Below are 23,172 nucleotides of genomic sequence, written 5' to 3'. Positions count from 1 at the left end.
CTACCAGTCGCCGTCCTCCACGGGGATGCCCGGCGCGTCCTTGAGCGGCAGCACCTGCGCCGGGTACGGCTCCTGCCAGGGTTCGTGATCGTCGCCGAGCCAGTCGCCGACCGGCTTCACACCCTCCAGGGTGTCCGTAGGGGCGAGATCCTCCGCGTCCTGGTCGTAGTAGTCGTACCAAGGCAGGCCCGCCTGTGTGTACGCCGAGCGGTCCACGGGCGACGGCGGGGGCTCCTCGCCGGTGATGCGACGCCACTGCGGAGGCGTCACCAGGTGCACGAAGACCCGGCCGCCGGGCCGCTCGGCCCAGTCGGACAGGGGACGGTCGTCCTTGTAGACCTCCTGGCGCATCGAACCGCCGACACCGAGGCCCATACCGGCCGGGGCCGCGGGGGCCGGGGCGGCCATCATCTGCGGGGCGGCCCCGAACGAGGGTGCGTGCATCGGCGCCCTGGTGCGGCGCTCCCGCTCCCGCGACTCGCGCCACCGCGCGAGCGCCTCCTCCTCGAGCGGGAACGACTGCAGCTGAACGCCGCCCCACACCTCCTCGCCCGTGACCTGCCCCTCGACGGTCGCACCCAGGCCGAGCGGCAACGCCACGAACTGCTTGACCGTGCCCGTACCGGAGTTGATGCCGTCCAGCCACGGCTGCCGGGGCAGTACGACGTAGTTCTGCGGCTTGCGCGAGAGCCGACCGCTCCACGGCTCGCCCGAGACCGCGCACACCTTGCCCACCCCGACCTGGAGCGCGGCCGGCTCGATGGTGCCGCCGAAGCTCAGCCACATCGCCTCGCGCAGATACACGGGCAGCATCACCCCGCCGCGCGCCCGCCAAGCCTCGGGCACACGGTCCGCGTGGTCGGCGACCCGGCGCAGCGGGAACTCCCCGAGCCCCGGTGGCAGCGGATGCGTGCCCGTCTCCGGCAGGCGCAGGGTGCGGATGAACCGCACCGCCACCCCGCCGGGCAGCCTCAGCGTGTTCCCGTCGATGCGTACGCCGGTCATCCTGCTCGCCCCCTCGGTCAGACCTGGTGACTACGTCACCTAGAACGACGGGCGAGGGCGGGACGGTTCCTGCGCAGCCGCTCCTGAAGCCGGGTCAGCCGCGGCATCCGCTCGCGCTGCTCCCGGGAGGTGCGGTCCAGCTCCTCCAGGAGCCGGTGGGAGCGGTGCTCGGTGTCCAGCTCGTCGAGGATGCGGTTCACCTCGGTGAGCACGGCGCCGTGCAGCTGCCACTGCCGGGCGTCGCGCTGGACCTCCTCCAGGAGCAGCTGGGCGAGCTTGTCGCGGGTGGCCGCGGCGTGCCGGAGCTGGGAGGCGAGCCGCTCCTCCGCCGACTCGGCGCTGCGGGAGACGTCGGTGGTGACCAGCACCGCGAAGCTCACCACGGCGTCGGCGATCTCCGACAGCAACTGCTCCACGGCGGCGCCCGTCTGCCGTGCGAACAGCCGCTCGGACTCGCGTTCCTTGGCGAGGTCGGTGAGGGTGCGCGCGAGCACCCGCAGGACGACCGTGCAGATCTCCAGCGTGTCGAGACCGGTGCGCAGCACCACCCGGTGCAGCAGGCCCTCGCGGACGCGCGGATTGAGCCGCAGACTGTCCTCGGCCTGCTTGAGGGCCGCGTCCACCTCGACGATGTCGTGGTCCAGGCGCCGCGCCTCGTGCAGCCGCTCGGTGGCGTGCTCGACCGGCGTACGGCCCGCGGCCTCCTCGCCCATGCTCAGCATCAACTGCCGTACCCGGCGGGCGAGTCCCTCGATCGACTCGCCCGCCTCGTCCACCCACACCGGCGGCGCGAGCAGCAGGTTGAAGCCGAGCCCGACGACCGCGCCGATCAGCGTCTCCAGCACCCGCGCCCACGCGGTGTCCCCGACGGTCGTGACCCCGAGGACCAGCATCGCGCTGATCGCCACCTCGGGCACGTACTCGTCGACCTTGACCAGATGCCCCACCCCGAGCGAGGCCAGGATCAGCAGGGCCAGACTCCACCAGGTGAGCCCCACCAGCAGGCTGAAGGCGATGGCGACGAGGACGCCGGCCACCACGGCGTTCACCCGGCGGATGCCGTTGGTGAGCGTCGCGTAGAGGGTGACCTGGACGACCAGCAGCGCGGTCAGGGGCGCGGTGAGCGGGGCCGCCTCGGGACTCAGGCGCAGCGCGATGACGTAGGCGATCGTCGCCGCGGCCGCCGACCGCAGCGTCTGTACGACCACCGGGTCCCTGCGTCGCTTCACGAAGCGCACGAGGGACGCCGCCCACTCACGTACATCTCGCATCCTCAGGCTGTCCCTCTTCCACAGTTGCGCGCCTTCACGCATTGCGGACCGTAACTGTCCGCAACGACGCCTAGATTGTTCGCACAAACCCGTCGACGGCAAGTGGGGAGAGCAGTGATGACGGACACCCGAGGCCTTGAGGTTCTCACGGGAGCGCACGACTACCTGCGTGAGGTGGTCGCGGCGGTGCCGGAAACGGCGTGGGGAGTGCCGACGCCGTGCACCGAGTGGACGGCCCGGCAGGTTCTCAACCACGCCCGTATCGACCAGCAGGGCTATGGCCTCGCGATCACCGGTGGCCGTCCGGACTCCGACCCCTTCGCCCCGGCCGACGCACTCGCCGCGGACCCGTCGGCGGAGCTGGAGGAGGTGCTGCGCCTGGTGGCGGACGCGTACGCCGGTCTGCCCGCCGACGCGGACGAGGTGCCGACCCCGCTCGGACCGATGCCGCTGCCACTGGCCGCCGCGGCGGCCGCGATGGACGCGGCCGCGCACGCCTGGGACATCGCGGTCGCGACCGGCCAGGACGCGCCGTTGACGGAGGAACTGGCCGAGGGGATCCGGCCGGTCGCGGAACGGCTCGTGGATCATCTCCGGGACTCCTACCGGGTGTTCGCACCCGCCCGGAAGGTGCCGGACGGCGCCGGCAGGGCCGACGCGCTGCTCGCCTTCCTCGGCCGCGATCCTGAGTGGCGACCGGGGGTTCTCCGCACTCCGTGACGGAGGACAGCAGGATGGCCCGGGCCCGCCCGGTGGGAAAGCCCCGGACGATGAAGAGGATCGGAACACTCCTGACCCTGCTCATCGCGCCGGCGGCCGGCACCCCGGCCGCCGCGACACCGACCCCCACGGTCGTCGACACCCTCGACCGGGCGGCCCACCCCCCTGCGCACGGTCGAACCGGGCGGCGACACCCGCGATCTGCGCGTCCTCGACCCGATGATCGGCGACGCCCGCGTCGTCGGTCTGGGCGAGGCCACCCACAGCTCCCACGACTTCTTCGCCCTCAAGGACCGCGTCTTCCGCCACCTCGTCGAGGAGAAGGGCTTCCGCACCTTCGCCCTGGAGGCACCCTGGAGCACCGGCCTGCGCCTCGACGACTATGTGCTGCACGGCAAGGGCGACGTCCGGCGCATCATGCGTGAGGAGTTCCAGCGCGACTACCTGTGGTGGAACAACACCGACTGTCTGCGACTCCTGGAGTGGATGCGCGCCTACAACGTCCGCCACCCCGACGACCCCGTCCGCTTCCTGGGCGACGACCTCGCCTGGACGGGACCGGAGTCGTACGACTCCGTCGCGGACGCGGTGGCCGCCGCCCACCCGGAGTCGAGCGCCCGCCTCGCCGAGCTCTACCGCGGACTGCGGCCCACCACCCAGAGCGGCGCGTACATCGAGCAGTACCTGGCGAAGCCGTACGCCGAACGCAAGGACATGGCCCGACGCACCGGCGAAGCACTGGAGTTGGTCGGCAAGCGGGAGTCGATGACCTGAGCCTGCGGAACGCGACCGCGATCGACCGGACCGCCCGGCAGTACGCCTTCGACTTCGAGGACCCGGCCCAACTCGCCGCGGCCATGCGCTACCGCGACGAGGCGATGGCCGACAACGTCGTGTGGTGGCAACGGCACACCGGCACGAGGGTGCTGCTGTCGGCGCACAACAACCACATCGGCTACGTCCCGGACGACCCGGCCCACTACCCGAAGGTGCAGGGCGCCTTCCCGCGCGACAGCCTCGGCTCGCGGTATGTGAGCATCGGCCTGACCTTCGACAGCGGCTCGTTCAACGCCACCGGACAGGAGGACGAGACGGTCCGGCGCTGGACGCTGGGTCCGGCGGGACCGGGCAGCAACGAGCGGACCCTGGACCGGGTGCGCCACCGCGACTACGTACTCGACATGAGGTCCGTGGGTTCACCGGCCCGCGCATGGCTGCTCGGGGCGCGGCCGACACGCAGCATCGGAACGGCCTACCCGGACGGCCCGGACAACACCGCGCTCGCCCGCAGTTACGACGTCCTGGTCCACCTTCACCGGGTGGTGGCGGCCCGGCTGCGGGACCGGTAACCGGAGACCTTCGCGAGGTTGCCGCAGCGGTCCATCGAGCACCAACGGCGGCGCCGGGCCTGGGAGTCGTCGAGGAACAGCAGGGAACAGGCCGGGTTCCCGCACTCCTTGACCCGTTCGATCAGGGGCCCGCCCGCCAGCAGTACGGCGTCCCGGGCCACCGTCGCCAGGGCGGCCCGTGCCGGATACCGGGCCGTCCAGCGTGCCTCGCCCAGCTGGGGTGCCAGATCGGGCTTGGCCGCCGCGTCGTTGACCAGTGCGACATCGGCCGCCTCCGGCTCCCGGCCGGCCATCGCGGTGCGTACGAGACGGTTGACGGCCTCACGCAGCATGCGCGCGTCGGCGAGATCCCGCGCGGTGACGTGCGCCGGCTCCTCGCCCACGGTCAGTTCCGCCTCCGTCAGCCAGCGGGTCAGCGCGGCGGGGTCCGGCAGCCGCTCCTTGGGCGTGGCGTGCCGCTTGCCGAGCGTGGCCACGAAGTCCAGACAGGGGCGGCCGCCGACGAACGGAAAGGCGAGCTCGGGGTCGGTGCTGGTCATGAGGGCGAGCTTACCCGCCGCGCGAGGCTCTTGACACCACTTGAACCGGTGTCGCAGAGTGACACCAGTTCAAGCGGTGTCAGTCACGACGAGAGCGGGTGGGGTATGCGCGCGGTGCGGATCGAGGAGTTCGGCGGACCCGAGGTGCTGGTGGAGACCGAGGTGCCGGATCCGGTGGCGGGGCCGGGGGAGGTGCTCGTACGGGTCGCCGTGGCCGGCGTGAACCGTGCGGACGCCCTGCTGCGGGCCGGCGTCTACCACGGCGCCGGTCGGCCCCCGCTGATCCCGGGCGCCGAGGCGGCCGGTGTCGTCGCCGCGGTGGGGGAGGGGGTGACCGACTTCGCGGTCGGGCAGCGGGTGGTCGCGCTGAACGGGGTGAAGTCGCCCGGCTTCTACGCCGAGTTGGCGGCCGTGCCCGTCACCCAGGTGGTCGCCCTGCCGGACGGAGTGGAGCTGACCGAGGCGGCGACGCTGCCCATCGCCTGGCTCTCCGCCTGGTACTGCGTACGGCATCTCGCCAAGGTCACCAAGGAGGACACCGTGGTGGTGAAGGCCGCCGCGAGCGGGGTGGGCACCGCGGCCGTGCAGATCGCCGCAGAGTCCGGGGCCCGCGTCATCGCGCTCGCCGGGTCGGCGCAGAAGGCGGCCTGGGCGGGGGAGTTCGGCGCCCACACCACCCTCGACACCTCCGCGTACCCCGACGAGGCCGAGGTCGAGGAGGTGCTGCGGCTCACCGACGGGCGCGGCGCCGACGTCGTCCTCGACATCGTCGGCGGCGCCGCCTTCGCACGGAGCCTGCGCCAGGTCGGACACGGCGGCCGGGTCGTGGCGCTCGCCAACGTCGCCCTGGCGCCCAGCACCATCGACACCCGCGACTTCTACCCGAAGAACGCGGCGATCCTCGGCTTCCAGCTCACCAACCGACAGCGCCACGGCTGGGACCCCCGCGCCGACCTGCGCGAACTGGCCGAGCGGGTCGCCGCGGGCGCCTATCGCGTACCCGTCGAGACCGTGCTGCCCCTCGCGCGGGCGCGCGCCGCCCACGAGCAGCTGGAGCGGCGCGGGAACCGGGGCAAGATCGTGCTCGCCGTGGACTGAGTCAGGAGTGGACCCTGTCGATGAAGGAGGACAGATTGCCCGTCGCGCGGGCGATCTGCTCCTCCAGCGTCAGGCTCTCCTCGATCCGCAGGGTGCTCTGCGGGACCTTCCTGCCGCGGACGTAGAGGGAACAGGCCAGGTCGGTGCAGATGTACACGCCGACGGAATTGCCCTCCCGCCCGGCCGTACCCGCCTTGCGTGCGGTCATGAGCGAGACGCCGCCGCCCGGATGGGTCGTCAGGCACAGCGAACACATGCTGCGGTGCAGGAAGCCTCGGTGTCCGGAGGTCAGGCGCAGGGTGAGGCCGACGAGCCGGCCGCCCCGCTCGGTGACCAGGTAGCTGCGGTCGGGCGCCCCGGGATCTCGCCAGCCGAGGAAGTCGAGATCGTCCCAGGGGCGTTCGTCGAGATCGCGCGGCACGGCCACGCGTTTGGCCTCCCCCTTGGAACAGTTCACAAAAGAGTCGCGAATGTCGTGCTCGGTCAGTGATCTCATGGGGGAGCCTCCTGGGGGCGTCATGTTGTTGCCGAAACCTGAGGGTAAAAAAACTAGTGCCCCTAGGTTCAGCCAGGATAGACGGCCCCGGCGAGGAGGAACCAGTGAATTTCGAGAACGTCCGCTCGGCACGGGCGAGGGCGGCGCTGCGGCACGTGGCGGAGCGGTCGGCGGGGCCGCCCGTCGCCCCGGACGTACGTATCACGCTCAACTTCCACCCCGACCGGCTGACCGGCGGGGTGGGCATCCTCGAGGCCCTGGCGCGGGACGGCGCGTACCGGTCGCAGTTCGTGACCGGCACCAGCAACGGCGGCCTCACGGCGCACCCCGGCGGCGACCGCCGGCGCTGGGAGAGCCGGATCTTCGGCGGCGCCTACGACGAGGCGGCCGCGGGCGACCGGCCCGTGTACGGCGCGCTGGACTTCCGGCGCCAGGTGGTCGGCGCCGCCCCGCGCTTCGGTTCCTCGCACTTCCGGCTGACCGGTGCGGCCCTGTCCCGGGCCACCTTCTGCTACCCCGACAGTGCCGCCGAGCCGGCCCACTTCGGCGTCGCCGCCGGCATGTCGCTGGTCGCACTGGCGGAGGCGGACGAGCAGGACGCCCTCAACGACTACATCGAGGCACAGGTCCACGGGGGCGTCTCCCTCACCACGGACGTGGCCGCGCTCGTCCTGGACGCGTGCTACCGCGGCACACCCGTCGAGGCGGCGGCGCGGCTGCTGCCCTGTCCCGTCGAGTGGCATCCCGGGTACCGGATCACCGTGGAGCGGCTGCGCCGGCACGCGGACTACCGCGGTGAGGAGTACGCCGAGCTGGGCGCCCGGATCGCCGAGGACGGGCGGATCGACCCGCGGATCATCGGGGACGCCGCCCGCACGGGACGGTACGAACTCCAGGACCTGAAGAAGGTCTGGCACACCCTCGCCCGCTTCGGAGCCCCGGTGGGCGCGGGCACGGCCTACGCGGGCGCCGGCGGCCACACCCCCGGAGTCAGCACCCCCAGCGCATAGGCTCGGGCGACCAGTTCCGTACGGTTGCCCGCGCCCCACCGCGCGGACAGCCGCCGCAGGTGATAGGTGACGCCGTCCGAGGTGAGCCCGGTCTCCCGGGCCGCCCTGGCCGTGGTGGCGCCGCCCGCGAGCAGCGCCAGGATCCGGGCCTCCACCGGTGTCACCCGCACCGGGTCCACCGCGGGCCGCTCACGCTCACCCAGCATCCGCAGCATCACCAGCAGCGTGGGTGTCTCGTCCACGCTGTCGCTCACCGGGTCCGCCGTCAGCTCCCCGAACCGCTCCACGCCGCCGGGCGCCCGCCAGCACACCGACACCTGATAACGCGACCGGTGGCGCAGCCGCAGCGCCTCGGCGATCCGCTCCACCTGCGTCGCCTCCTGCGGCCGGAACAACTCCAGCACATCCCGGCCGCGCAGCCGCCCGGGCGTCGTACCGCACTCCGTGGCCATCGCCGGATTGGCGAGCAGGACCGCGCCGTACACATCGCACACCGCGACCGGCACCGAGACCCGGTCGAAGAGCATCAGCGCACGGTTGCGCCACACCACCGCCTCCGGGGGCGACCGGTCCACAGCACCTCCCAACCCCTGTACGCAAGGGCGACCCACTTGCGTGCACTACACAATCATGTAGTCCCGTGGTGCGGGCGGCCGGGGCCGGTCGACCAACCTGGAGCGCAGTACTCCCGTACCGCGAAAGGCAGTTGTCGCGCCATGCCCCCCACCGCGCCGCATCCGCAGTCCCCCGACACCCTCCCCGGCGTCCCGGTCGTCGACATCTCGGCGACCGGACCCGGACACACCCCGATCCAGCAGGTCATGGACCTGATGCGCGAGCACGGGCCGGTTCTCGTGCGACGGCTGCACGGACGGGACACCCTCTTCGTCGCCGACCTGGACCTCGTGGCCGACCTCGCCGACGAGGACCGGTTCGCCAAGCACATCGGGCCCGCCCTGGAGAACGTCCGGGAGTTCGCCGCCGACGGGCTGTTCACGGCGTACAACGACGAGCCCAACTGGGCCAGGGCGCACGACATCCTCATGCCCGCCTTCGCCCTCGGTTCGATGCGCACCTATCACCCCGTGATGCTGAAGGTGGCCCGGCGGCTCATCGACGCCTGGGACCGCGGCGCCCGCACCGGGCAGCCGGTGAACGTGCCCGACGACATGACCCGCATGACCCTGGACACCATCGGCCTCGCCGGATTCGACTACGACTTCGGCTCCTTCGAACGCGACGAGCCGCATCCCTTCGTCGAGTCGATGGTCCGCTGCCTGGAGTGGAGCATGCAGCGCCTGGCCCGGGTCCCGGGCCAGGACCACTCCGCGGCCGACGCCGCCTTCCGCGACGACGCCGCCTATCTCGCCCAGGTCGTCGACGACGTCATCGCCTCCCGCGCCGGCACCGACCAGGCCGACGCCGAGGACCTCCTGGGCCTCATGCTGACCGCCGCGCATCCGGCCGACGGCACCACCCTGGACACCGCCAACATCCGCAACCAGGTCATCACCTTCCTGATCGCCGGCCACGAGACCACCTCCGGCGCGATGTCCTTCGCCCTCTACTACCTGGCCAAGCACCCCACCGCGCTGGAGCTCGTACGCCGCGAGGTGGACGCCCTCTGGGGCGACCGGGCCGACCCCGAGCCGGCGTACGACGAGGTCGGCCGGCTGACGTACACCCGCCAGGTCCTCAACGAGGCACTGCGGCTGTGGCCCACGGCCGCCGCCTTCAGCCGCCACGCCCTCGAGGACACCGTGCTCGGCGGCCGGATCCCGCTGCGCGCCGGGCAGTTCGTGACCGTGCTCGCCCCGATGCTGCACCGGCAGTCCGTCTGGGGCGACAACCCCGAGCGGTTCGACCCCTCCCGCTTCACGCCCGAGGCCGAGGCGGGCCGCTCCGTGCACGCCTTCAAACCGTTCGGCACCGGGGAACGCGCCTGTATCGGACGGCAGTTCGCGCTGCACGAGGCGACCATGCTGCTCGCCATGCTGGTCCACCGCTACCGGCTGCACGACCACGCCGACTACCCGCTCACGGTCAAGGAGACCCTCACCCTCAAGCCCGAGGGATTCACCCTGACCTTGGCCCCGCGCACCCCCGCGGAACGGGTGCACGGGCTGCTGCCGGGGGGCATCGAGACGGCTGATGCCGAGAACACCCCGAGCGCGGACACCCTGCCCGCGCGCGTCCGACCGGGCACCGCCGCCCTCTTCCTGCACGGCAGCAACTACGGCACCTGTCGCGACTTCGCCGCCCAACTCGCCGACGAGGCCGCCGCGATCGGCTGCGAGACCGAAGTCGCCTCGCTGGACGCCTACGCGGACGGCCTGCCCACCGACCGCCCCGTCGTCATCACCGCCGCCTCCTACAACGGCCGCCCCACGGACGACGCCACCGCCTTCGCCGCCTGGCTGGACTCCGCGCACGACCTGGCGGACGTCAGCTACGCCGTCCTCGGCGTCGGCGACCGCAACTGGGCGGCCACCTACCAGCACGTCCCGACCCGCGTCGACGACCGCCTCGCCGAACTCGGCGCCACCCGCCTCACCGCCCGCACGGCCGCCGACGCGTCCGGCGATCTCACCGGCGCGGTGAGGGACTTCACGACCCGACTGCGCACCGCCCTCCTGGCTCGGTACGGCGACCCGGACGCCACCGCCCCGGACACCGGGCCGACGGCTGCCTACGAGGTCCGCACCCTGACCGGCGGCCCGCTTGAAGCCCTCGCCGAGCGGCACGGGCTGGTCCCGATGAAGGTCACCGAGGCGTACGACCTCACGGCACCAGGCCACCCGCGCCGCAAGCGGTTCGTCCGCGTCGCCCTGCCGGAGGGCACGCGGTACCGTACGGCCGACCACCTCACCGTCCTGCCGGCCAACGCCCCGGCCCTCGTCGACCGCGCCGCCGCGGCCCTCGGCGCCGACCCGGACACCGTCCTGGACATCCGGGCCGCTCGCCTCCGCCGCGACGGCATCGCCGTGGACCGGCCTGTGACGGTACGTCAACTTCTCACCCATCATGTCGAGTTGCAGGAGCGCCCGAGCGCCGGCCAACTGGCCCGGCTCGCCGCCGCCAACCCCTGCCCGCCCGAGCGCGCGGCCCTGCTGGCGGCGGCGGCCGACGACCCGCGCACCCTCGTCGAGGTGATCGAGGACAACCCCGCCCTGCGCGGCACCCTGGACTGGCCGCAGCTCCTGGAGATCCTCACCCCGCTGCGTCCGCGCCACTACTCCGTCTCCTCCTCGCCCGCGGCCGACGCCGGGCACGCGGACCTGATGGTCTCCCTGCTGGCGGCCCCCGCCCGCTCGGGCAGGGGCGAGTACCGGGGCACCGGATCCGGGTACCTCGCCACCGTCGAACCCGGCGACACCGTGTACGCCCGCCTCCAGCCCTGCCGAGAGGCCTTCCGTGTCGACGACTCCGCCCCCGTCGTCATGATCGCCGCGGGCACCGGCCTCGCCCCGTTCCGCGGTGCGATCGCCGACCGTGCGGCAGCGCTCGCCTCGGGCGCCGAACTCGCCCCAGCCCTCTGCTACTTCGGCTGCGACGCCCCCGACGCCGACTTCCTGCACGCCGAGGAACTGCGCGCGGCCGAGACCGCCGGAGCCGTCTCGCTGCGCCCCGCCTTCAGCGCCGCACCGCAGGGCGAGGTGAGCTTCGTGCAGCACCGCATCGCCGCCGAGGCCGAGGAGGTCTGGGCCCTGCTCGCCGCGGGCGCCCGGGTGTACGTCTGCGGCGACGGTTCACGGATGGCGCCGGGTGTCCGGGAGGCGTTCCGTACGCTGTACCGGAAGCACACGGCGGACGCCGACGCGACGGCCGCCGGGGAATGGCTCGACGGGCTGATCGCGGACGGGCGCTACGTCGAGGACGTGTACGCGGCGGGCTGACCGAAGCGTCGCGAAGGGGAGAGGCGGGCGCACGGTGGTGGACTCCTGGGCACGGGCTCGGCGCATCCTGGAGGAGGCGGGCCTGCCACCCGGACACCTCGCCCAGCTGCGCCCGCTGACCGGCGGCACCTACAACACGGTCGAGGAACTCGTCCTCGCCGACGGCAGCCGCTATGTGCTGAAGGTGCCGCCCGCCGAGACCGTCCCCGGACTGAGCCACGAGCGTCGACTCCTCGTGGCGGAGGCCGAGTTCTACCGCGGGGCCGCCGAGGCGGACGTGCCGGCGCCCCGGGTCGTGATCCTCGGGCGGGAGGATCTGCTGATGACGGCCGTCCCCGGCGACCCCTGGGACGGACGGCTCACCGACCCTGAACAGAAGGGCCTGCGTACGGAGTTGGGCCGCCAGGTGGCCCGCCTCCACCGTGTGACCGGCCCCGCCTTCGGCTACCCGTCGGGCGCCCTCGGCCCGCTCGCCCCCGACTGGCGGACCGCGTTCACGGGGATGCTCGACGCGGTCCTCGAGGACGCCCGCCGCTACGGTGCCGAACTGCCCCGCCCCGTCGACGAGGTGGCGGACGCGCTCCGCCCCGCGTACGGCGCGCTCGACGAGGTGACCGTCCCGCGTCTCGTCCACTTCGACCTGTGGACCGGCAACATCCTGGTGGAGCGCGCGGACGGCGGCGTCCGGATCGGCGGGCTCATCGACGGCGAGCGCATGTTCTGGGGCGACCCCCTCGCCGACTTCGTCTCCCTCGCACTGCTGGGCGACATCAGGACCGACGAGGCGTTCCTGGCCGGCTACCGGGAGGAAGGCGGCCGCGCCGAGTTCGATGGGGCGGCCCGTCTCCGGTACGCCCTCTACCGGGCCTATCTCCACCTGATCATGCTCGCCGAGACGGTTCCGAGGGAGATGGGCGAGGGGGATCGGCGCTGGCGACGGGAAGCGGTTGCACCGGAACTGCTCGCCGCATTGACCGAGATCGCGGAGCTCTCATAGTTCACATCGTGAATTAAGGGGTCGTGGAAAGTGCTCCCGCAGCGGTATGTTGCAGGTCGGACAGGGTTCGAAGGGGGCCATACATGGCGGGGCGGAACGGGCGCACGGTACGCGATCTGAGGCGGGCCAACCGCACGGCCGTGCTGCAAAGGCTCTACTTCGACGGCCCTCTCAGCCGCTTCGAGCTCGGCCCGGCCACGGGCCTGAGCTCCGGCTCGGTGAGCAACGTCGTCGCCGACCTGGTCGCCGACGGCCTGCTGGAGGAGGCCGGCAGCGTCGACTCCGACGGCGGCCGCCCCCGCACCCTGCTGCGGGTGGCGCCCGGCAGCGGCCACATGATCGGTGTCGACGTCGGCGAGACCCGGGTGCGCATCGAGCTCTTCGACCTGACCCTCACCGAACTCGCCCGCGCCGAACGTCCGTTGACGCGGCAGGGCTACGACGTCGGGGTCATCGTCGGCCACATCCGTGACGGCGTCGCCGAGGTGCTCGACACCGCCGGCATCGCCCCCGACCACCTCCTCGGCGTCGGCATCGGCGTCCCCGGCATCGTCGAGCACTCCCCGGACCGGGGCGCCGTCGTCCACGGGCAGACGATCGGCTGGGACGCGGTCCCGCTGGAGGAACTGCTCCGCTCCACCTCCCGACTGCCCGACACCGTCCGGTACTTCATCGACAACGGCGCCAAGACGCTGGGCCAGGCCGAGATGTGGTTCGGCGGCGGGCGCGGCGCGCACAACGCGGTCGTCGTCCTCTTCGGGTCCGGCGTCGGCGCCTGTCTCGTCACGCCCGAGGTGGAGAACGGGCGGGCGGTCGAATGGGGTCATCTGACGGTACGGGTCAAGGGGCGCCGCTGTCGGTGCGGTGCGCTGGGCTGTCTGGAGGCCTACGCGGGCGCCGAGTCGCTGCTCGACCGCTGGCGCGAGGAGGGCGGACGGCCGCCCGAGGGTGCCGACGAGGAGACCGCGCTGACCGCGATGCTGGCCGCCGCGTACCCGGCCGAGGGCGATGCGCCCGACCCCGTGGCACTGGCCGTGCTGGAGGAGACCGCCGAGTACCTGGGCGCCGGCCTCTCCGACCTCATCAACCTCTTCCAGCCCGAGCGCATCCTCATCGGCGGCTGGGCGGGCCTCCAGCTGGGCACCCGCTTCCTGCCCGCCGTACGCCGCCACGCCTCCTCCTACGCCCTGCGCCACCCGGCCGAGAAGGTCACCATCGACCTCGGCCGGCTCGGCCCCGACGCGGTCACCGTCGGCGCCGCGATCCTGCCGCTGGCCGACTTCTTCGCCCGTGGCGGCCGCCGCCCCGAGCCCGCGCCCGAGGGACCGCACCCGGCCTGGCGCACCGCGCTGGAGGAGCGGGCTCCGCACTGAGGTTTCGCCGGTGAGGGCGGAGGTACTCGCGAGTCGCCCGGACCACGCGAAGGGAGGGCACCATGGCCGACTACCACGGCAAGGCCCCCGGCGACGAACCCGTACCGCGGGACATGCCGGACCAGCAGGCAGGCGAGGGCGAGGACCCCTGGGACGCCGATCCCGAGGCGGCGGACAAGGAAGAACCCGACGCCGACGTCCCCGACACCGACGAGGCGGGCAGCGGCCGCCAGGGCGCACCGCGCCAGGCCGGCGTCCACTCCGAGCACCCGGTACCGGAGGAGCCCACCGCCTGACCCCGCCGTGCGCCGCCTTCTCGACCGCCCGCACACACGCCTGTGCCGTCCCCGGGGACGGCACAGGCGTCGGCGTCAGCCCACCTTCCGCCCCCGCGGCGGTTCCGTGCTCGCTCCCGCGCCCTGCCGGAAACCCTTGAGGAACTCCTCCAGCACCTCGTTCGCCGTGTGCTCGGGGTTCCAGCGCAGTTCCGTACGGGCGTGGGTGCAGTCCATGAGCGGGAGGCGCAGGGCCGCGTCGAAGAGGTGCGGGGAGGTCGGGAGGAGATGGAGTCCCCAGGCGGCGGCGAGCGCCGAGCGGGCCGCGATGCGGGGCAGCCGGACCCGCCGGTCGACGCCGAGCATCTCGCCGAGCAGCTCGGCGTCGACCGGCGGCTCGGCCGCCAGGTTGAAGGCGCCGTGCAGATCGGAGTGGACCGCGAGGCGGTACGCCTTGGCCGCGTCGTCCGTGTGCAGGGCCTGGACCCGCAGCCCGGGGATGTCGGGCAGGAACGGCAGCAGCTCCGGACGGGCCAGCGGGCCCGGCAGGAAGCGGCCGCCGAAGATACGGCGCTGCTCGCTCGCCGACTCCCGCTTGAGCAGGAACGCCGGCCGCATCCGCACCACCCGCACCTCGGCGTGATCACGCTCGAAGGTGTCCAGGGCCCGCTCCAGATACGCCTTCTCCCGGCAGTACGCGGCATCCGGCCAGCCGTGCGTGGGCCACGACTCGTCCACGGCCTCGTCCTTCGGCCCCGGCGAGTACGCGCCGACCGACGAAGCGTGCACCAGCGCGGGCACTCCGGCGGCGGCCACCGCGTCGAAGACCCGGATGGAGCCCAACACGTTCGTCCGCCAGGTCGCCGCCGGGTCGTGCGTCGGCCGGAACGCCCAGGCCAGATGCACCACCGCGTCCGCGCCCGCGAACTCCTTCTCCAGATCCGCCTGTTGTGACGACAGGTCCACCGCCGACCAGTCCGTCTTCGGCGGCGACCAGTCAGGGATCCGCCGCGCCAGCCCCAGCACGGAGTCGACCTCCGGATCCTCCGACAGCAGACGCACCACACTCGTGCCGACGTTTCCGGTGGCGCCCGTGACAACGATCCTGCTCACGTCCGGCTCCTCTCGGGCATGCCCCACGACGGGGCGGACCGAGTACCCGGGCGGCGAGGATGCAACTCCGTCTTGCGCTCCCAGCATGGTTCATACGGTTGACGTATGAGGCCGGGTAGGGTTGGCGGGGTGGGACTGTCCTTGGGAGAACGTGTGAGGTCTTCGGTCGCCGCGCTGATGCACGCGACGGGTGAGTCGCAGGCGGAGGTCGCCGTCGCACTCGGGGTGAGCCAGGCGCAGGTGAGCCGCCGTCAGTCCGGCAGCGCCGCCTGGAGCCTGGCCGACTGCGACGCGCTCGCCGCGCACTTCGGCATCGACGTGCTCGATCTGCTCGCCGGACCGACCCGGGCCTGCGAGACGCTGCCCGTGCGGCGGCGCCGGACCGCAGGACCGACGGCGGTGACCCGATGACGGACTTCGAGGCGATCGACGCACTCCTGGCGGGCGCCCGCCAGGAGGTGCCGCTGCCACCGGCCGATGTGCGGCGCGAGCTGCGGGAGAGCCTCAACCTCTCCCGTTCCCAGGTGGCCCAGGCGCTCGGCGTCAGTCCCTCCACCGTCGGTGGCTGGGAAGCGGGGCGGGACCCGGGCGGGGCCGTGCGCGAGAAGTACGCGTACTTCCTGGAGGGGGCGCAGGCCAAACTGGCGGCGCGGACGGAGGAGGCGGCTGCCGAACCCGTCGTAGAGCCGGAGACCGACGCCGACGCGCACTCGGACGGGACCGGCGACACGGGTGAGTCGGACGAGGTCGAGGCACTCTCGTCCCCGCAGCCCTGCGTCCTGTGCGGGATGCCCGCCCGGCACCAGGTCGCGGGCTTCCCCCAGCATCTGGACCCCGCCGACTGCGGTACGCCGGCGCCCGTGGAGCCGGATCCGGTGGCGTCCCCGGTCGCTCCGCCCGGGCGCGAGGAGCCTGCCTCGACCGAGGCCCGCAAGCCGGCCCCCGCGCGGCGCGAGCGCGCCGCCGAGCCGGTTCGTGTCGTCCCCGTCGGACGCCGTATGCAGACCGCCTCGCAGGACCCGGACCCGATCGGTGCCGCGGTGGCCGCCGCCCTGGAGAAGCACAGCGGTGATCTGGAGGCGGCGACCGCGGCCCTGGTGAAGCGGGCCATCCCGGACGCCATGGCACTGCTGGACGAGACCCGCAAGGGCGGGCGTTACGACGTCGTGGCGCACCCCTGGATCCCGGAGATCCTGCGCAAGCAGTCCGCCCGTGGCGCGGACCGGATCTGGGAGGCCCGCCCCAAGTGGGCGCGGACCGAACTCCCCTCCGGTGCCCACGAGGTGACCGCCCTCGACATCAACGGCGCCTACCTGTCGGCGCTCAAGACCCATCTGCCGATCGGTCAGTTGGAGCACTCCACCGGCTTCGACCACGACCGTCGGCGGGCCGGCGTCCATCTGATCACCCCCTCCGAGTGGGACCACGACGCCCACCTGCCCAACCCGATCGGCAACCGCGACGAGCCAGGACCGCTCTGGGTCACCGAGCCGACCCTGCGCCTGCTGCTGCGCCTGTCGGGTCCGAAGTACGGGCTGTGCGAACCGCCGGAGATCCACGAGTCGTTCACCTCGGGCGCGACCGAGAGCCTCCTGGAGAAGTTCCGCGTCGCGCTGAAGGACGCCCGGGACCGGGCGATCACCGAGGACGACGACGTGACGCTGGAGTACGTGAAGGCGATGTACTCCAAGTTCGTCTCCACCATGGGTGAGTCGAACTACAACCGGGAGCTCTACCGCCCCGACTGGATGCACCTCATCCGCTCCCAGGCCTTCGCCAACCTCTGGATGAAGGCCTACAAGGCGCACGAGGAGGGCCTCATGGTCGTCCGCGCCATGGGCACCGACGAGTTGCACGTCATCGGCGACTGGCGACGGGTCTTCCCGGAGGGCCGCGGGGTCTCCGACGTGAAGGTCAAGGAGACGTACACCGTCGGCGAGGACGTCGACCCCGCGGCAGCGGGGGACGGGGACGGGGACGGGGACGACTGACGGTGAGCACCGTGATCGACTTCTTCGCGGCGCCGGACGACACGTCGGCCGCCACGGCGCTGCGGGCCCGGCCGGGGCCCGCCCACGAGTCGCTCTCCCTCGGCAACTTCGACGTCGAGGAGGCCGTGGTCGAGTGGGAATGCCTCCTCGTCGGCGGTACGTTCGCGGACCTCGTGGAGGCCGGGGAACCCCGTACCGTCGCCGACCGGGACGAGGACGAGTGCCTCGTGTTCGCGCTCTCGCCCCGGCTGTGCGCCGCACTCGCCGCGGCCGGCGAGTCCCGGCTCCGTGACGTCGCCGTCTCGTGGGTGGACCTGCGGGTGCGGGACGGCGAGGTCTTCGACCCGGAGATCGCCCACGGGATCGTGGGCGGTCTGGCGGCTCTCGCCGGCAGCGCGGGACGGCGCGGGCAGGGCGTCTACTGCCGGGTCGGGTAGCGCTCGGGTCAGGCGCGGAACGCGTTCACGCCGGTCAGCTCCGCCGACAGCTCCCACAGCCGGGCGGCCTGCTCCGCGTCGATCGCCCAGGCCCTGACCCCGCTGCTCTGGTCGCCGTCGACAGCGGGCTCGGCGATGTCGCAGTCCTCCAGATAGACGCCGCCGAGGCTGTCGAGCTGCGGCGAGGTCGCCGCCCACACCTGGGTGGCCGCGCCCTGCTCCGGGGTCTTGAAGCCCTCGGGGTTGAGGAACGCCCCGTCCTCGTCGATCCAGCCGCGCTCGACCATCTCGGCCCTGGGGATGTGCCGTTGCAGCGGGGTGAAGATGCCGCCGGGGTGCAGCGAGAAGGCGCGGACACCGGATTCACGGCCGAGCCGGTCCAGGTGGACGGCGAACAGGACGTTCGCGGTCTTGGCCTGTCCGTAGGCCTGCCACTTGTCGTAGTCCCGCGTCCACTGGACGTCGTCCCAGCGCATGCCCGAGAAGTGGTGGGCGCGGGACGAGACGGAGACGACCCGGGCGCCGGGGGCGATCGCCGGCCACAGGCGGTTGACCAGCGCGAAGTGACCGAGGTGGTTGGTGGCGAACTGCGCCTCCCAGCCGGGGCCGACCCGGGTCTCAGGGCAGGCCATGATCCCGGCGTTGTCGATCATGAAGTCGATACGGCGGTCCGAGGCGAGGAACCGCTCGGCGAAGGCGCGCACGCTGTCCAGGTCTCCGAGGTCCAGCTCCTCCACCTCGACGCCGTCGACACCCGCCAAGGCTTCCCGGGCGACCGCGGGACGGCGGGCCGGTACGACGACCCGGGCGCCCGCCCTGGTGAGCGCACGCGTGGTCTCCAGGCCGAGTCCCGAGTAGCCGCCGGTGACGACCGCGAGCTTGCCGGTGAGGTCGAGGCCGGCGAGAACGTCGTCGGCGGTGCTGCGGGCGTCGAAGCCCGATCCGATCTTGTGCTGTGCAGTGCTCATGCCGGGAACGCTACGAATTGGAGTGCTCTCGAAGTCAAGCGGAACCTGCCGAGGAGGGTCCAGGACAAGAGAAAGCCCCGACCGGACGGGGGATCACGGTCGGGGCGGTCCTGATGTGGGCGCGGATGGCGGTCGCCTCTCGGCGAAAGGCTCCACAGGGCTTCAGCCGAACGATCGTCCCTGCGGGCAAAAGGTGAGGCCCGGGGACACTGTCCCATCCGCACCCACGTGTGGTTCAACGGGCAACCACCATGGCGTGTTCCCCGGCCTGTCGCGTTATGGCGTGATCTGTGTCACCGCTCGGACGGCAGCCGGGCGAACGGACTGTCCGCGAGGGACGCGAGCAGCTGTGCGGGGTCGTCGTAGATCGCCTCCGCGCCCGCCTCCACCAGGACCGCGCGCGGGATGCCGCCGCACAGCACGCCCACGCAGCACACCCCGGCCCGGCTGCCCGCCTTCATGTCCCACACGGTGTCGCCGACGAACAGCGCACGTTCGGGCGGCACGCCCGCCAGTTCCAGGGCATGTTCGACGGGCTCCGGCGCGGGCTTGCCCTCGGTGACGTCGTCGGCGCTCGCCGTGGCGGTGACGGCGTCGTCGGCGCCGATGGCGCGGCGCAGCGCGGACAGTTCCGCACCGCCCGCCGAGGTCGCCAGCACCACCGCCCAGCCCTCGTGGTCGAGGCGCCGCAGCAGCCGCCCCGCGTCGCGCAGCGCGGGCAGCCGGTCGAAGTACTGGCCGTAGAGGGCCTTGTGGGCGGAGCTCAGTGCGTCCGCCTCCCGCGCGGCCCGGTTCTCGCCGATCAGACGGGCGACGAGGTCCTCGGAGCCGAGGCCCACCGCCCGGTGGATGGCGTGCATGGGCACGTCGTGACCCGCTTGGCGGAACGCCTCCCACCAGGTCGCCACATGGAGATGGTTGGTGTCGACCAGGGTTCCGTCGACGTCGAACACCGCCGCGCGTTCCATAGCCCGTCCTCCTCACACCGCACCGCACACCGCGGCGCACGAGTACCACGTCAGGGGCCGCTCACTCCGGCTGGCACCCGGCGTTCCCGGGTCCAGGCCAACAGCTCCTCCAGGGACCAGGCGGTGACCACACGCCCGTCGGGCACCCCGCACTCCTCGGCCCGGGCGCAGCCGAGGATCTGCCAGTCGAGCTGGCCGGGCGCGTGCGCGTCGGTGTCGACGGAGAACAGCACGCCCGCCGCCACGGCCTGCCGCAGCAGCCGCCGGGGCGGGTCGAGCCGTTCGGGCCGGCTGTTGATCTCCACGGCGGTGCCCGACTCGGCGCACGCGGCGAACACCTCGTCGGCGTCGAACTCCGACTCGGGCCGGCCTTTGCCGGTGACCAGCCGTCCGGTGCAGTGACCGAGGACGTCCGCGTGCGGATTGCGTACGGCGGCCACCATGCGGCGGGTCATCGAGCGGGCGTCCATGCGCAGCTTGGAGTGCACGGAGACGACCACGACGTCGAGCCGCTGGAGAAGCTCCTCGTCCTGGTCGAGCGAACCGTCGTCGAGGATGTCGCACTCGATGCCGGTGAGCAGCCGGAAGGGCGCCCAGGTGGCGTTCAGTTCCGCCACCACGTCCAGCTGCTCGCGCAGCCGTTCGGGGGACAGGCCGCGGGCCACGGTCAGTCGCGGGGAGTGGTCGGTCAGTACCGCCCACTCGTGCCCGAGCTCCGCCGCCGTCCGGCCCATCTCCTCGATGGGGCTGCCGCCGTCCGACCAGTCGGAGTGCAGATGGCAGTCGCCCCGGAGCAGCGCCCGCAGCCGCTGCCCGCCCCGCACGGCCGGCCCGGCGGGCGTCTCACCCTCCAGCTCCTCCAGATAGTCCGGCACCTCTCCGGCGAGCGCCTCGCGCACCACGTTCGCCGTCTTCGGCCCGACCCCTTTGAGCGACTCCAGCGTCCCGGCCTCCGTCCGCCCGCGCACCTCCCCCTCGGGCAGTGCCGCCAGCACCCGGGCAGCCGTACGGAAGGCGCGCACGCGGTACGTCGGCGCCAGGGACCGCTCCAGCAGGAAGGCGATCCGGTCCAGTGCCTCGACGGGGTCCATCGCCACCTCCTCCTCCAGGGTTCCCCAGCGGTACGGGGCTCGCACGGCGGACGCAGGGATGCCTTTGCCCTCTCATGTCCCTCTTGCGCAATGCGCTCTACGCTCTATTTCATGACCGAAATCGCGAGCCCGTACATCTCGAATCCGCGAATCCTGGTGCTCGGGGTGCAGCCCGGTACACCGCCGTTCCGGATCGTGGAGATCGACGGAGAGGTGGTCGGTGAGGCGAAAGCCGTCACCGACGTCCTGGAGGCCGCCGCCGCGTGGGGCATCACGGTCCACGACCTCGACGACCCGGACGTGGTGCGCTGGGTGGGCGGAGACAAGTTCACCTGGACCCGGCGGCACTAGGACCCGGCCCGGCGAGGGCGTGCGGGACGTTTCGGTATTCGCCGAAGCGTTCGGTTCCTAAGCTCCCCTCATGGAAGATCTCGGAGAGCTGCTCGCCGTCCTCGCCGCGGGCCTGGGTGCCGGTGCCGTCAACGCGGCCGTCGGGTCCGGGACGCTGATCAGCTTTCCGGTGCTGCTCGCGGCCGGCCTGTCGCCGGTCACGGCCGTGGTCTCCAACGCGCTCGGCCTGATCCCCGGTTCGATCAGCGCGGCCATCGGGTACCGGCGGGAACTGGCGGGCCAGCGCCGACGCATCCTCAAGTGGAGCGCCGGTGCCCTGGTGGGCGGTCTGACGGGTGCCACGCTGCTGCTCGCCCTGCCGGCCTCGGCGTTCGAGCGGATCGTGCCGGTCCTGGTGGGCCTCGCGCTGGTGCTGGTCGTCCTCCAGCCGCTGATCGGCCGGCGACTGCGTGACCGCCGTACCCGCGAGGGCCGCACGGCGCCCGCCGACGGCGGCCCGCCGCTGATCGTCGGACTGACGCTGGCCAGCGTCTACGGCGGCTACTTCTCCGCCGCCCAGGGGATCATCTACGTCTCCCTGATGGGACTGCGCCTCGACGACGGCCTCCAGCGCCTCAACGCCGTCAAGAACGTCCTCGTCGCCGTCGTCAACACCGTCGCCGCGCTCTTTTTCCTCGTCGTCGCCGACTTCGACTGGACGGCCGTCGCGCTGCTCGCGGTCGGCTCCGCCGTGGGCGGGCAGGCCGGAGCGGCGGCCGGCCGCCGTCTCCACCCGGCGGTCCTGCGCGGACTGATCGTGGTGGTGGGTACGGCGGCCATCGTGCAGTTGTCCGTCCGCTGACGTCAGCGGTGCACCGCCCGGCTCAGCCGCCGCCCCAGCAGGACGTAGCCGATCAGCGCTCCGGTGGTGTTGAGGATGACGTCGTCGATGTCGAAGGCCCGTCCGGTGATCATCGCACCCTGGGCGAACTCCACCATCAGCATCACGACGGCCGTCAGCAGCAGCACGCGCAGGACGCCACGGGTTCGCGGGGCGAGCACAGGGACCAGTACGCCGAAGGGGATGCCGAGCAACAGGTTGCCGCCGATCTGCTTGCCGGCGTCCCGCAGTTCCGGCTGATCGAGATAGGCCCGCAGGGAACGGCCCGGGTGCAGATTGGTGTGGGTGAGCGCCTCCGAGGCGGGCGAGGGCTCCAGCGTGAGCCGGGCCAGCACGACGGCGAACGCGACCATGAACGCGAACGCGGCCACCATCGCCACGAAGCGGCGGACGATGGCGAGGACGCTGCGTTTCTCCTTCGGGGCGCTGCCCTCCTTCGGTGCCTTCTTCTTCGGATCGGTCCCGGGCTTGGTGGTCTCCGTCTTGGCGGTCCCGGTCCCGGTCTTGGCGGTCCCGGTCTTGCCGGTACGCAGGCGGAACGCGGAACGCGGACGTAAGGCTGTACGGGCCATGTGGTCCTCCAGTCTTCAACTTCCCTGCGTCGTAAGGCGATTACCCGCGATCGAGCCGACAATGCGGCCGCGCCCCCGGCGGGTCGGGAGCACCCGCAGTTTCCCTTCGTGCGGGAGGGGCACTCCGGGACCGGACCCGCCCCCGCCACCGGCCCGTTGTGTCGCCGGGGCGTGGCCCGGGACCTGTCCACCGCCCTGGCCTGCCCGGCCCTCCTGCTGCTCGCGCAGCGCTACGACCGTCCGTCCTGCGTCGATCTCGCCCTGCTCGGCCCGGTCGGCACTCTCGTCTTCGCCCGGCTGCTCGCCGACGAACTGGCCGGGGACCCGCCGCGGGCCTGGGGCCTCACCTGGTCGGTGGCCGGCTTCGGCGCCGCGGTCGTCCTGGCGCTCTGCGTGGCCGAAGGACCGAGCCGGGCCATGGCGAGGCTCCTGGCCACCGGCGCGCTGTCCGGCGGATTCCGCGGGGTGCGCCGTGGCTCACGCCGTCATCGATGCCGTGCCGGCCTGTGGCCTGCTGCTCGTCGCCGCGACCGCCACCACGGCCGTGGTGTCCGCGACGCCGTGCGCCAGGCCCTCGTCCTGTCCGTCCTCGGCGTGGTGCCGGCCGTGCTGTTCCCCCTGCTCCAGGCACCCGATGCCGGACTCTCACAATGCGTCGTCACGAGCGCGGTGACGGCCGGTGCGGCGCTGCGGGTCGCCGCGCGCGTGTTCCTCGGACTCGGCCCGAAGCCGGACAACGACGGCGCATACGAGACGACCGGGGCCGGGGAGC

Annotated in this window: 24 protein-coding genes and 1 pseudogene; 15 read left to right on the top strand and 10 right to left on the bottom strand. The window is 72.7% G+C overall.

The window, feature by feature from the left end:
* Both ACWD3I_RS23565 and ACWD3I_RS23560 read right to left on the bottom strand, forming a co-directional pair.
* Positions 1 to 1,005 (bottom strand): hypothetical protein, encoded by a 1,005-nt coding sequence (locus ACWD3I_RS23565; protein WP_365399622.1) that lies wholly within the window; start codon positions 1,003 to 1,005, stop codon positions 1 to 3.
* Between the two features lie 35 nt (positions 1,006 to 1,040).
* Complete coding sequence (locus ACWD3I_RS23560) at positions 1,041 to 2,276, bottom strand: aromatic acid exporter family protein (RefSeq protein WP_365399625.1); 1,236 nt, start codon at positions 2,274 to 2,276, stop codon at positions 1,041 to 1,043.
* Between the two features lie 117 nt (positions 2,277 to 2,393).
* On the opposite strand from ACWD3I_RS23560, the gene ACWD3I_RS23555 reads away from it, so the two are divergent.
* The 3 genes from ACWD3I_RS23555 to ACWD3I_RS23545 all read left to right on the top strand — a co-directional run bounded on the left by ACWD3I_RS23555 (position 2,394) and on the right by ACWD3I_RS23545 (position 4,345).
* On the top strand, positions 2,394 to 2,996 hold the full coding sequence (locus ACWD3I_RS23555) for a TIGR03086 family metal-binding protein (protein ID WP_365399628.1): 603 nt from the start codon (positions 2,394 to 2,396) through the stop codon (positions 2,994 to 2,996).
* A 219-nt stretch (positions 2,997 to 3,215) separates the two neighbouring features.
* The gene (locus tag ACWD3I_RS23550) at positions 3,216 to 3,770 is read left to right on the top strand and encodes an erythromycin esterase family protein (RefSeq protein ID WP_365399631.1); all 555 of its coding nucleotides are present in this window, start codon (positions 3,216 to 3,218) and stop codon (positions 3,768 to 3,770) included.
* Positions 3,767 to 4,345 (top strand): erythromycin esterase family protein, encoded by a 579-nt coding sequence (locus ACWD3I_RS23545; protein ID WP_451084167.1) that lies wholly within the window; start codon positions 3,767 to 3,769, stop codon positions 4,343 to 4,345. The genes ACWD3I_RS23550 and ACWD3I_RS23545 overlap by 4 nt, the downstream gene beginning before the upstream one ends.
* Here ACWD3I_RS23545 and ACWD3I_RS23540 read toward each other — a convergent pair.
* Positions 4,309 to 4,884 carry a CGNR zinc finger domain-containing protein gene (locus ACWD3I_RS23540; protein WP_365399634.1) on the bottom strand — a complete coding sequence of 192 codons (576 nt, stop codon included), beginning with the start codon at positions 4,882 to 4,884 and terminating at the stop codon, positions 4,309 to 4,311. The two genes, ACWD3I_RS23545 and ACWD3I_RS23540, sit on opposite strands and share 37 nt — an antisense overlap.
* Positions 4,885 to 4,989: 105 nt before the next feature.
* Between ACWD3I_RS23540 and ACWD3I_RS23535 the strand changes: the two genes are divergently transcribed.
* A complete protein-coding gene (locus tag ACWD3I_RS23535; RefSeq protein WP_365399637.1) occupies positions 4,990 to 5,982 on the top strand; it encodes a quinone oxidoreductase family protein in 993 nt (330 codons plus the stop codon).
* Between the two features lies 1 nt (position 5,983).
* Here ACWD3I_RS23535 and ACWD3I_RS23530 read toward each other — a convergent pair whose 3' ends face one another.
* On the bottom strand, positions 5,984 to 6,478 hold the full coding sequence (locus tag ACWD3I_RS23530) for an FBP domain-containing protein (RefSeq protein WP_365399640.1): 495 nt from the start codon (positions 6,476 to 6,478) through the stop codon (positions 5,984 to 5,986).
* Between the two features lie 104 nt (positions 6,479 to 6,582).
* On the opposite strand from ACWD3I_RS23530, the gene ACWD3I_RS23525 reads away from it, so the two are divergent.
* The gene (locus ACWD3I_RS23525) at positions 6,583 to 7,488 is read left to right on the top strand and encodes a DUF3626 domain-containing protein (RefSeq protein WP_365399643.1); all 906 of its coding nucleotides are present in this window, start codon (positions 6,583 to 6,585) and stop codon (positions 7,486 to 7,488) included.
* Here ACWD3I_RS23525 and ACWD3I_RS23520 read toward each other — a convergent pair.
* Entirely contained in the window at positions 7,437 to 8,015 is a 579-nt protein-coding gene (locus tag ACWD3I_RS23520; protein ID WP_365399664.1) for a PAS domain-containing protein, read from the bottom strand. The two genes, ACWD3I_RS23525 and ACWD3I_RS23520, sit on opposite strands and share 52 nt — an antisense overlap.
* A 189-nt stretch (positions 8,016 to 8,204) precedes the next feature.
* Between ACWD3I_RS23520 and ACWD3I_RS23515 the strand changes: the two genes are divergently transcribed.
* The 4 genes from ACWD3I_RS23515 (at position 8,205) to ACWD3I_RS23500 (ending at position 14,050) form a co-directional block, all read left to right on the top strand.
* Positions 8,205 to 11,384 carry a cytochrome P450 gene (locus ACWD3I_RS23515; protein ID WP_365399646.1) on the top strand — a complete coding sequence of 1,060 codons (3,180 nt, stop codon included), beginning with the start codon at positions 8,205 to 8,207 and terminating at the stop codon, positions 11,382 to 11,384.
* 34 nt (positions 11,385 to 11,418) lie between these two features.
* Positions 11,419 to 12,381: a phosphotransferase family protein gene (locus tag ACWD3I_RS23510; protein WP_365399649.1), complete on the top strand. Its 963-nt coding sequence runs from the start codon at positions 11,419 to 11,421 to the stop codon at positions 12,379 to 12,381.
* Positions 12,382 to 12,464: 83 nt separating this feature from the next.
* Positions 12,465 to 13,754 carry an ROK family transcriptional regulator gene (locus ACWD3I_RS23505; protein ID WP_365399652.1) on the top strand — a complete coding sequence of 430 codons (1,290 nt, stop codon included), beginning with the start codon at positions 12,465 to 12,467 and terminating at the stop codon, positions 13,752 to 13,754.
* Positions 13,755 to 13,816: 62 nt separating this feature from the next.
* A complete protein-coding gene (locus ACWD3I_RS23500) occupies positions 13,817 to 14,050 on the top strand; it encodes a hypothetical protein (protein ID WP_365399655.1) in 234 nt (77 codons plus the stop codon).
* Positions 14,051 to 14,125: 75 nt separating this feature from the next.
* Here ACWD3I_RS23500 and ACWD3I_RS23495 read toward each other — a convergent pair whose 3' ends face one another.
* The gene (locus tag ACWD3I_RS23495; RefSeq protein WP_451084163.1) at positions 14,126 to 15,142 is read right to left on the bottom strand and encodes an SDR family oxidoreductase; all 1,017 of its coding nucleotides are present in this window, start codon (positions 15,140 to 15,142) and stop codon (positions 14,126 to 14,128) included.
* A gap of 105 nt (positions 15,143 to 15,247) precedes the next feature.
* Between ACWD3I_RS23495 and ACWD3I_RS23490 the strand changes: the two genes are divergently transcribed.
* Genes ACWD3I_RS23490 through ACWD3I_RS23480 form a run of 3 tightly spaced genes read left to right on the top strand, consistent with a single transcriptional unit; the run spans position 15,248 to position 17,570 of the window.
* Positions 15,248 to 15,553 carry a helix-turn-helix domain-containing protein gene (locus tag ACWD3I_RS23490; protein ID WP_373463676.1) on the top strand — a complete coding sequence of 102 codons (306 nt, stop codon included), beginning with the start codon at positions 15,248 to 15,250 and terminating at the stop codon, positions 15,551 to 15,553.
* On the top strand, positions 15,550 to 17,133 hold the full coding sequence (locus ACWD3I_RS23485; RefSeq protein WP_365404664.1) for a helix-turn-helix domain-containing protein: 1,584 nt from the start codon (positions 15,550 to 15,552) through the stop codon (positions 17,131 to 17,133). The genes ACWD3I_RS23490 and ACWD3I_RS23485 overlap by 4 nt, the downstream gene beginning before the upstream one ends.
* A 2-nt stretch (positions 17,134 to 17,135) precedes the next feature.
* Positions 17,136 to 17,570 (top strand): hypothetical protein, encoded by a 435-nt coding sequence (locus ACWD3I_RS23480; RefSeq protein ID WP_365404661.1) that lies wholly within the window; start codon positions 17,136 to 17,138, stop codon positions 17,568 to 17,570.
* An 8-nt stretch (positions 17,571 to 17,578) separates the two neighbouring features.
* On the opposite strand, the gene ACWD3I_RS23475 is transcribed toward ACWD3I_RS23480, so the two are convergent.
* The 3 genes from ACWD3I_RS23475 to ACWD3I_RS23465 form a co-directional block, all read right to left on the bottom strand.
* Positions 17,579 to 18,538 carry an SDR family NAD(P)-dependent oxidoreductase gene (locus tag ACWD3I_RS23475; protein WP_365404658.1) on the bottom strand — a complete coding sequence of 320 codons (960 nt, stop codon included), beginning with the start codon at positions 18,536 to 18,538 and terminating at the stop codon, positions 17,579 to 17,581.
* Positions 18,539 to 18,831: 293 nt separating this feature from the next.
* Positions 18,832 to 19,506 carry an HAD family hydrolase gene (locus tag ACWD3I_RS23470; protein ID WP_365404655.1) on the bottom strand — a complete coding sequence of 225 codons (675 nt, stop codon included), beginning with the start codon at positions 19,504 to 19,506 and terminating at the stop codon, positions 18,832 to 18,834.
* A gap of 50 nt (positions 19,507 to 19,556) precedes the next feature.
* Complete coding sequence (locus ACWD3I_RS23465) at positions 19,557 to 20,597, bottom strand: PHP domain-containing protein (RefSeq protein ID WP_365404652.1); 1,041 nt, start codon at positions 20,595 to 20,597, stop codon at positions 19,557 to 19,559.
* Between the two features lie 111 nt (positions 20,598 to 20,708).
* Here ACWD3I_RS23465 and ACWD3I_RS23460 point away from each other — a divergent pair, with 111 nt between their 5' ends.
* The gene (locus ACWD3I_RS23460; RefSeq protein WP_365404649.1) at positions 20,709 to 20,948 is read left to right on the top strand and encodes a hypothetical protein; all 240 of its coding nucleotides are present in this window, start codon (positions 20,709 to 20,711) and stop codon (positions 20,946 to 20,948) included.
* 70 nt (positions 20,949 to 21,018) lie between these two features.
* On the top strand, positions 21,019 to 21,789 hold the full coding sequence (locus ACWD3I_RS23455; RefSeq protein WP_365404646.1) for a sulfite exporter TauE/SafE family protein: 771 nt from the start codon (positions 21,019 to 21,021) through the stop codon (positions 21,787 to 21,789).
* A 2-nt stretch (positions 21,790 to 21,791) separates the two neighbouring features.
* On the opposite strand, the gene ACWD3I_RS23450 is transcribed toward ACWD3I_RS23455, so the two are convergent.
* Positions 21,792 to 22,400, bottom strand: a complete 609-nt coding sequence (locus ACWD3I_RS23450; RefSeq protein ID WP_365404643.1) for a VanZ family protein — start codon at positions 22,398 to 22,400, stop codon at positions 21,792 to 21,794.
* A 108-nt stretch (positions 22,401 to 22,508) separates the two neighbouring features.
* On the opposite strand from ACWD3I_RS23450, the pseudogene ACWD3I_RS23445 reads away from it, so the two are divergent.
* Positions 22,509 to 22,877: pseudogene (locus ACWD3I_RS23445) on the top strand (monovalent cation/H+ antiporter complex subunit F); the annotation flags it as partial.
* Between the last annotated feature and the right edge of the window lie 295 nt (positions 22,878 to 23,172).

Source organism: Streptomyces sp. NPDC002817 (assembly GCF_053592055.1).
The sequence above is the reverse complement of the archived record's forward strand: the minus strand, read 5'-3'. Positions and strand labels throughout refer to the sequence as shown.